The 6420-nt window shown below is 77.5% G+C and carries 2 protein-coding genes; both read left to right on the forward strand.

Annotated elements, in window-relative coordinates; translation table 11 throughout:
- Window positions 1-1288, forward strand: a 1288-nt coding sequence (locus tag ABT023_RS28690; RefSeq protein ID WP_350889773.1) for a beta-ketoacyl reductase, incomplete at its 5' end; no start/stop codon positions are given.
- 45 nt (window positions 1289-1333) lie between these two features.
- Window positions 1334-6420: type I polyketide synthase (locus ABT023_RS28695; protein ID WP_350889775.1), on the forward strand; the 5087-nt coding region annotated here is incomplete at its 3' end.

Raw genomic sequence — 6420 nt, forward strand, 5'->3', positions numbered from 1 at the left:
TCGAATCCCCGGGGGGGGGCGGCCCCGCCCGGGCGGGCGCGGGCCGGGCGGGGTCCGCCGGCGCGGCCCCGACGCCCCCGGCGCCGACGAGGCGGTGGCGGAGCTGGCCGCGCTCGGCGCGCAGGCCCGCGTCCTGGCCTGCGACCTGGCCGACCGGGACGCGGTCGCGGCCCTCGTGGCCGGCCTGCGCGCCGACGGCGAGACCGTGCAGGCGCTGGTGCACGCCGCCGGGGTGGGCCGGCTCAACCCGATCGCCGCGGTCAGCGGGGCGGAACTCGCCGACGTGGTGTCCGGCAAGATCGCCGGCGCCCGGCACCTCGACGAGTTCCTCGACCCCGGGCCGCTGGAACTGGTCGTGCACTTCTCGTCCATCGCGGCCGTCTGGGGCGTCGGCGACCACGGCGCGTACGCCGCCGGCAACGCCTTCCTGGACGCGTTCGCGCAGTCCCGGCCCGCCTCGGGCGCCCGGGTCCTGTCCGTCAACTGGGGGCCGTGGGCCGGCGGCGGCATGGTGACCGACGCGCACGCCGCCGCGATGAGCCGGCGCGGGGTGTCCCTGCTCGACCGGGAGCCGGCGATGGCCGCCCTGCGCGCCGGCATCGAGGGCGACGACGCCGTCCTCACCGTCGCCGACGTCGACTGGGACCGGTTCGCGCCCGTCTTCGCCTCCGCCCGCCCCCGCCCGCTGATCGGCGACCTCGCCGAGGTGGCCGCCCAGGCCGCCGCCGACCGGGCGGACGCCTCCGACGGCGACCAGGTCGCCGCCGAACTGCGCAAGCGGCTCGGCGAGCTGACCCAGGCCGAGCAGAACCGGGTGCTGGTCGACCTGATCCGCACCGCCGCCGGCGAGGTCATCGGCCACGACAGCCCGTACGCGGTGGAGAGCACCCGGCCCTTCCGGGACCTCGGCTTCGACTCGCTGACCGCCGTGGAGCTGCGCGGGAAGCTGGCCCGGCTAACCGGCCTCAACCCGCCCAGCTCGGTGGTCTTCGACTACCCGACCCCGCTGGCCCTGGCCGAACACCTGCGGTCCGAACTGCTCAGCGAGGCGTCGGTGGAGGCGCTGCCGACCCTGGCCGAACTCGACCAGTTGGAGAGCGCCCTGGCCCGGCGCGACCCGGACGACACCGGCCGGGTCCGGATCACCATGCGGCTGCACCACCTCCTCGAACGGCTCGGCGCCGCCGAGCCGCACCGGGAGGAGACCGCCGAGGTGGCGGACCGGCTGCGGGTGGCCAGCAACCAGGAGCTGTTCGACCTCATCGACCAGGACCTCGGGCTGTCCTGACCCGCCCGGCACGGACCTGTGGGTGTCACGAGAAAGCGAGAAGTCATGGCGGACGAAGAGCGGCTGCGCGAATACCTGACGCGGGTCGTCGCCGAGCTGCAGCAGACCCGCCAACGGCTGCGCGAGGTCACCGCCGAGGAGTCCGAGCCGGTGGCGATCGTCGCGATGAGCTGCCGCTACCCGGGCGGCATCGCCTCGCCGGAGGACCTGTGGTCGTTCGTCTCCACCGGCGGGGACGCCATCGGCGGCTTCCCCACCGACCGGGGCTGGGACCTGGACCGCCTTCAGCACCCCGACCCCGACCGGCCCGGCACCTCGACCACCAGCTCCGGCGGGTTCCTGCACGACGCGGGGAAGTTCGACGCCGCCCTGTTCGGCGTCTCCCCCCGCGAGGCGGTCGCCATGGACCCCCAGCAGCGGCTGCTGCTGGAGGTCACCTGGGAGCTGTTCGAACGGGCCGGCATCGCCCCGCTGTCCCTGCGCGGCAGCCGCTCCGGCGTGTTCGTCGGCACCTCCGGCCAGGACTACGCCGCCGTGCTGCATCGCGCCCCCGGCGTCGAGGGGTACGTGCTCACCGGCACCGCCGCCAGCGTCGTGTCCGGGCGGCTGGCGTACACGTTCGGGCTGGAGGGCCCCACGGTCACCGTGGACACCGCCTGCTCGTCGGCGTCCGTCGCCATCCACCTCGCCTGCCAGGCGCTGCGCCAACGCGAGTGCGGCCTCGCCCTGGCCGGCGGCGCGACCGTGCTGGCCACCCCCGGCCCGTTCGTCGAGTTCTCCCGGCAGCGCGGGCTGGCCGCCGACGGCCGGTGCAAGTCGTTCGCCGGGGCCGCCGACGGCACCGGCTGGTCCGAGGGCGTCGGCATGCTGCTGCTGGAACGCCTCAGCGACGCCCGCCGCAACGGCCATCCCGTCCTCGCGGTGATCCGGGGTTCCGCCGTCAACCAGGACGGCGCCTCCAACGGCCTCACCGCCCCCAACGGGCCCTCCCAGCAGCGGGTGATCGGCCAGGCCCTGGCCGGCGCGCGACTGTCCACGGCCGACGTGGACGTGGTCGAGGCGCACGGCACCGGCACCGTCCTCGGCGACCCGATCGAGGCGCAGGCGCTGCTGGCCACGTACGGGCAGGAGCGGGGCGACGCCGCGCCGCTGCTGCTCGGCTCGATCAAGTCGAACATCGGCCACACCCAGGCCGCCGCCGGCATCGCCGGCGTCATCAAGATGGTGCAGGCGATGCGGCACGGGACCGTGCCCGCCACCCTGCACGTCGACGAACCCACCCCGCACGTCGACTGGACCGCCGGCGCGGTCACCCTGGTCACCGAGGCGACCCCGTGGCCGGCCGTGGACCGGCCCCGCCGGGCCGCCGTGTCCTCGTTCGGGATGAGCGGCACCAACACCCACCTCATCCTCGAACAGCCCGAGGAGCCCGCCGCCACCGACGAGCGGCCCGAACCGCCCGGCCCCGCGCCGGTGCTGCTCACCGGCCGTACCCGCACCGGGCTGCGCCGCCAGGCCGAGCGCTGGGCCGCCCACCTCGCCGCCGACGCCGGCCCGCGCCCCGCCGACGTCGCCTGGACCTCGGCGGTGTCCCGGTCCCCCCTCGAACACCGCGCGGTCGTCCTCGCCGACGACCCCGCCGGCCTGCTCACCGCCCTGACCGCCCTCGCCGACGACCGGCCCGCCCCCGGCCTGGTCACCGGTGCCGCCGCCGACCGGGGCGCCGTCGCGTTCCTGTACTCCGGCCAGGGCGCCCAGCGCGCCGGCATGGGCCGCGAGCTGGCCGAGGCGTACCCCGTCTTCGCGGCGGCGCTCGACGAGGCGTGCGCCCACCTCGACCCGCACCTGCCCCGGCCGCTGAGGCCCGTCCTGAACGCCGAGCCCGGCACCGACGACGCGGCGCTGCTCGACCAGACCGTGTTCACCCAGGCCGGGCTCTTCGCCGTCGAGGTGGCGCTGCACCGGCTGCTCGGCTCCTGGGGGCTGGCCCCCGACCTGGTCGCCGGGCACTCGATCGGTGAGATCACCGCCGCCCACGTGGCCGGCGTGCTCACCCTCGCCGACGCCGCCGCCCTGGTCGCGGCCCGGGGCCGGCTCATGCAGGCCCTCCCGGCCGGCGGGGCGATGCTCGCCGTCGCCGCCGCCGAGGCCGACGTCGCCGCCTCCCTGGAGGGGCTGACCGACCGGGTCGCCGTCGCCGCCGTCAACGGGCCCACCTCCGTCGTCGTCTCCGGTGCCGGCCCGGCCGTCGACGAGCTGGCCGAACTCTGGACCGGGCGGGGGGTCAAGGTCCGCCGACTGCGGGTCAGCCACGCCTTCCACAGCCCCCTGATGGAGCCGATGCTCGCCGAGTTCGCCGCCGTCGCCGCCCGCCTCGACCTGCGCGCCCCCACCCTGCCGATCGTGTCCAACCTGACCGGCGAGCTGGCCGACCCGGCGCAGCTGCGCACCCCCGGATACTGGGTGCGGCACGTCCGCGAGGCCGTCCGCTTCGCCGACGGCGTCCGCACCCTGCGGGCCCACGGCGTCGGCACGTTCGTCGAGGTCGGCCCCGACGCCGTCCTCACCGCCGCCGTCGAGGAGACGCTCGCCGCCGTCGGGACGGCCCCCGACGTCGCCCCCGCCGTGGTCGTGCCGGTGCTGCGCGGGGACCGCCCGCAACGCCGCGCCCTGCTCGGCGCGCTCGCCCGGCTGCACGTCGCCGGCACGCCCGTGGCCTGGGCCGATCTGCTCGCCGACCGGCCCGGTCGCCTCGTCGGCCTGCCCACCTACCCGTTCGAGCAGCAGCACTACTGGGTGCCGGCCGAGGAACCGGCCGACCCGGCCGCCGCCGCGACCGGGCTGCTCGACCGGCGCTTCTGGGACGCCGTCGAACGGGCCGACCTGGACGCCCTGCGCGACACCCTGGCCGTCGACGACGAGGCCGCCGCCGAGTCCCTGCGCACCCTGCTGCCCGTCCTCGCCGACTGGCGGCGGCAGCGACAGGAACACTCGCTGCTCGACGGCTGGCGCTACCGGGCCGACTGGCAGGTCACCGCCGAACCGGCCGCCGGCCGGCTCACCGGCACCTGGCTGCTCGCCCTGCCCGCCGGCTTGGACGACGACCCGGCCGTACGGGCCGTCCGGGCCGCGCTCACCGCCGCCGGGGACGAACCGCTGCCGCTGACCGTCGCCCCCGACGCCGACCGGGCCGCCCTCGCCGCCGCCCTCGCCGGCACCGACGTCGCCGGGGTGGTCTCCCTGCTCGCCTGGGAACCGCCGACCGCCGACCGGGCCGCCCTGCCCGGCCTGCCCGCCACCCTCGCACTGGTCCAGGCGCTCGGCGACGCCGGCATCGACGCCCCGCTGTGGCTGGTCACCCGGGGCGCCGTCGCCGCCACCTCGTACGACCGGCTCGCCGACCCCGCGCAGGCCGCGATCTGGGGCCTCGGCCGGGTCGTCGGCGTCGAGGCCCCGCACCGCTGGGGCGGCCTGGTCGACCTGCCGACCCACCCCGACGACCGCGCCGCCGGCCGGCTCGCCGCGATCCTCACCGGCGCGGGCGGCGAGGACCAGCTCGCCGTACGCGGCCCCGGCGTCTTCGCCCGCCGCCTGGTCCGCGCCGCCGTCGGCGACCGCCCCCCGGTACGCCGGTTCACGCCCACCGGCACCGCGCTGATCACCGGCGGCACCGGCGGGCTCGGCGCCCGCGCCGCCCGCCGGCTCGCCGCCGCCGGCGCCGAACACGTGGTGCTGGCCAGCCGGCGTGGACCCGCCGCCCCGGGCGCCGCCGAGCTGGAGGCCGAACTGACCGCCCTCGGCGCCCGGGTCACCGTGGCCGCCTGCGACATCGCCGACCGCGCCGCCCTCGCCGACCTGCTCGACCGGGTCGAGGCCGACGGCCCGCCCGTCCGCGTCGTCGTGCACGCCGCCGGCATCGCCCAGGCCACCCCGCTGGCCGCCATCACCCCGGCCGAACTGGCCGAGGTGACCGCAGGCAAGACCGCCGGGGCCATCCACCTCTCCGACCTGCTCGCCGACCGGGAGCTCGACGCCTTCCTCGTCTACTCGTCCATCGCCGCGACCTGGGGCAGCGCCGGGCAGGCCGGCTACGCGGCCGGCAACGCGTACCTCGACGCGCTCGTGCAGCAGCGGCGCGCCGACGGCCGGGCCGGCACCGCCGTCGCCTGGGGCCCGTGGGCCGACGGCGGCATGCACGACGCCGACTCCGACCAGGGGCTGCGCCGCCGTGGCCTGCCCGCCATGGACCCCGCCGTCGCGATGGCCGCCCTGCAGCAGGCCCTCGACCACGACGACGTCGCCGTCACCGTCGCCGACGTCGACTGGTCCCGCTTCGCCCCCGCGTACGCGTCGGCGCGGCGGCGACCGCTGCTCGACGGCGTACCGGAGGCGCGGGCCGCCCTCGACGGCGGCGCGCCCGTCGACGACGGCGACGAGGGCCCCGCGGCGACCCTGCGCCGCCGGCTGACCGGCCTGACCGCCGCCCGGCGCGAGGAGACCGTCACCGACCTGGTCCGGGAACTGGCCGCCGACGTCCTCGGCCACGACGGCGGGGCCGCCGCCGTTCCGGCCGGCACGGCGTTCCGGGACCTCGGCTTCGACTCGCTGACCGCCGTGGAGCTGCGCAACCGGCTGGTCGCCGCCACCGGGCAGGCGCTGCCCACCACGCTCGTCTTCGACCACCCCACCCCGGTCGTGCTGGCCCGCCACCTGCTCACCGGCCTCTTCGGCGCCGCCGACGCGCCGGCCCCGACCGCCGCCGTCACCACCGTGGACGACGACGAGCCGATCGCCATCGTCGCCATGTCCTGCCGCTACCCGGGCGGGGCCGACGACCCGGATCGGCTGTGGCGGCTCGTCGCCGACGGCGTCGACGCCATCGGCGACTTCCCCACCAACCGTGGCTGGGACCTCGACCGCCTCTACGACCCCGACCCGGCGCACCCCGGCACCACGTACTCCGACCAGGGCGGATTCCTGTACGACGCGGCGGACTTCGATGCGGCCTTCTTCGGCATCTCGCCCCGGGAAGCCTCCGCGATGGATCCGCAGCAGCGGTTGTTGTTGGAGGCGTCGTGGGAGGTGGTGGAGCGGGCAGGGGTTGATCCGGCGGGGTTGCGGGGTTCGCGAAC

It is taken from the genome of Micromonospora sp. NPDC002296, from assembly GCF_040296145.1.
GTDB lineage: Bacteria > Actinomycetota > Actinomycetes > Mycobacteriales > Micromonosporaceae > Micromonospora.